Below are 2,983 nucleotides of genomic sequence, written 5' to 3'. Positions count from 1 at the left end.
GGAGGTAATCCAGTCAGGTAAACCAAAAACCGATATCGAAGAGCTCATTTTAATGGCTTCCGGGCAGAGAAAATGGATAGCGACCTCGCTGTTTCCCATGTTTTGCCCGCTCGGAGACGTTGTGGGCGTCGCCGGCGTTAACCGAGACATCAGCGAACATAGACGAATGGAAGAGGCCCTCGCAGAAAACAGCCGCTTGAGCTTCGCACTAGAGGTCTCGGATCAGGGTATTTGGGACCATAATCTGAATACGGGCTCCGCCTATTTTTCACCTGCGTGGCGGAGGATGCGCGGCATCGGCCTCAACGATCCTATCGACCCCTCGCGTGAGGCATGGCTCGAGCGCGTCCATCCAAATGATCGCGAACGCCTTACATTTGAAACTAATCAACAAAATATGGGTCAGCTTCATCAGAACGCGTTCGAGTATCGCGAACGGCACCAAGATGGACACTATATCTGGATAATGAGTCGTGGGAAACCGGTAGAAATCATGGCCGACGGAAGTATTGCGCGCATTATTGGAACAGACACGGATATCAGCAAGATTAAAGAAGCTGAGGCCAAAGCCGCCGAAGCAAGGGAGCAAACTTACCGCAGACATCTCGTCGGGCTTCAAAAGGCGCAGAAAGAGACTGATGCGGCACGTCATTTAAGCGAAACACTTTCGCGTCAAGATGCTCTAACAGGTTTGCCAAATCGGCGCGTTTTTGCGGAGATGCTGGACAAGGCAGTTTTCAGTGCGAAATTTGGCGAAAAAAAAAGCAGTTGCGTTATGCTTATTGATCTAGACGGTTTCAAACCGATCAACGATATTAACGGGCACGCCGCCGGTGACAAAGTCTTACGTGAGATCGCAAAGCGTTTAAGCAGCCTTGTAGGGAGTGGGGATACCGTTGCGCGGCTGGGTGGTGACGAGTTCGCAATCATCCTTGCGGATCTTACTCCCACTGTCATGGTGGAAACCGCGTCTGCCTTTGCTGCTCAGATTATCACCAGCGTAAGACAACCGATCAACATCGGGCATCAAACGGTCGAAGTAGGTGCCAGCATCGGCATGTCAGTCTGCCCGAATGACGGAACGGATTCGGACACTCTTCTCCGGGCCGCCGACATAGCAATGTATCGCGTCAAAGAACAAGGCAGAGGAGACCATCTGTTCTTCGAGCGCCAATTAGAGAACACACTACAGGAGCGCAACGCACTTGAGCAGGATGTGCGCCAAGCAGTTTTACAGCATAATATTTACCCTCATTATCAGCCTCTCGTGCTCCTGACCGAGAACCGGGTTGTCGGGTTCGAGATCCTTGCGCGATGGAACCGACCGGCAGGCGGCGAAGTAGGGCCGGATGTTTTTATCCCTATTGTTGAAAAGCTGAACTTGATCAATCAAATGACCTATGATCTTTTACGACGTGCTTGCATCGATGCGCGCGACTGGCCAGCTGAAATCACGATCGCCCTTAACATTTCTCCGATCCATTTTTCTGATCTGCTCCTGACCGATAAGCTGCTAGCCATCTTATCTGAGACGAACTTTCCGCCGACGAGGCTAGAGATTGAAGTCACAGAATCTACGTTGGTGACAAACATTGACGCCGCGCGGGCCGCACTGGTTTTACTTCAAGGCGTTGGAATAAAAATCTCACTGGATGACTTCGGAACTGGATATTCCAGCCTGTACCATCTGAGCGAACTACGCTTCGACAAAATCAAGATCGATCGATCCTTTATTTCTTCGATGCAAAGCAATTCAAACGGTGCTGATATTGTCCGTTTAGTGATCGACCTTGCCTCAAGTCTTGGTCTTCCGGTCATCGCTGAGGGAATTGAGCACGTGCACGAAATTCAGGAGATTATCGACCGTGGGGGCAAATACGGTCAAGGTTTTTACTTTAGTAGAGCAGTGCCCGCCGCCGAAGCGGCAATTATGACTGAGGGAGGAAGCGTCCGGGCGAAAAAAGCAAAGCCGAGGGACGCATGATATAGGGCAGAACCTTCACCCTCAATCCTGGACAAATCCCTGATCTGGGATTCCGGCCGATTTTTCAAACGCGACCCTGCAACCGAGCCAGTTTCACCGCCGGACTGTCTTGGGCGTCCAAGTGTTGCGTGTAGCGGGCGGGCATGGCGTCACCCTTCCACCCGAAGGCGTGGGCAATATCACTATTCGTGAACCCCGCCGCCCGCATGTCCTGCGCAGCCCCTATCCTGATGGAGTGGCCCGACGCCTTGCCGCTGATGCGACGGGCAAAGATGCGGGCAACGTCGCGGCGAGTCAGGCGTGACCCTCGCGCCTTTGTGCTTAGGGGGCTGAATAGCGGAGTGTCTGGCCCTTCACGATCCAAGCCGCTGGCAGCGATCCACGCCCGCAACCGGGCAAGGGTATCGGGCAGGACTGGAACCCGCCGCCCCTGGCCTTTCTGGTTAGTCTTTGATCTGCGGACCTTGATCGAAGCCACCCCGTCGCTTTCCATCAAATCCCCCACGTTGAACCCGACAAGGTTGTCAGCCCGTGCCCCCGTTTCATAGGCCAGTAATCTTGGACGCCGACGCAGACATGACCATTTTGAGCCGCTTCTATCCGGGGCTAACCTTGAGCCAAACGCGGGTTATCACGGGACAGGTCATTGAGGTAGTTGTCAAGCGACATCCAGATTTACGAAGCGTTGCCTTGAACCTCGCTGCGCTGCATGAGTGGCTGAAGCACGAGCACGACTACGATGGCAGCCTGAAGTCGGTGCAGCGGTATTTCAAGCGGACATTTCCGGCACCGGCGATCCGGGCGCGGCGGCGGGTCGAGACGCCAATCGGGGCGCAGGCGCAGGTGGACTGGGCCGAGTATCCCGGCGTGGTGATTGGCAACGAAACCGTCAACTTTGTCGCGATGGTGATGACGCTGTCCTGGAGCCGGAAGCGCGCGGTGGTCTGGGCACGGTCGCAGGACATGCTCTCGTGGCAAGCCTGCCAAACCGCTTGTCTG

3 protein-coding genes are annotated in these 2,983 nt (G+C 54.5%); 2 read left to right on the top strand and 1 reads right to left on the bottom strand.

The window, feature by feature from the left end; translation table 11 throughout:
- The coding region (locus ACOI1H_RS24505; protein ID WP_422440845.1) for a sensor domain-containing protein at positions 1-1,984 on the top strand (1,984 nt) is incomplete at its 5' end.
- A 64-nt stretch (positions 1,985-2,048) separates the two neighbouring features.
- Here ACOI1H_RS24505 and ACOI1H_RS24500 read toward each other — a convergent pair.
- Complete coding sequence (locus tag ACOI1H_RS24500; protein ID WP_422440847.1) at positions 2,049-2,537, bottom strand: tyrosine-type recombinase/integrase; 489 nt, start codon at positions 2,535-2,537, stop codon at positions 2,049-2,051.
- 5 nt (positions 2,538-2,542) lie between these two features.
- Between ACOI1H_RS24500 and ACOI1H_RS24495 the strand changes: the two genes are divergently transcribed.
- On the top strand, positions 2,543-2,983 hold a 441-nt coding region (locus tag ACOI1H_RS24495; RefSeq protein ID WP_422440844.1), incomplete at its 3' end, for a hypothetical protein.

Source organism: Loktanella sp. DJP18, from assembly GCF_049310965.1.
GTDB lineage: Bacteria > Pseudomonadota > Alphaproteobacteria > Rhodobacterales > Rhodobacteraceae > Loktanella.
The sequence above is the reverse complement of the archived record's forward strand: the minus strand, read 5'-3'. Positions and strand labels throughout refer to the sequence as shown.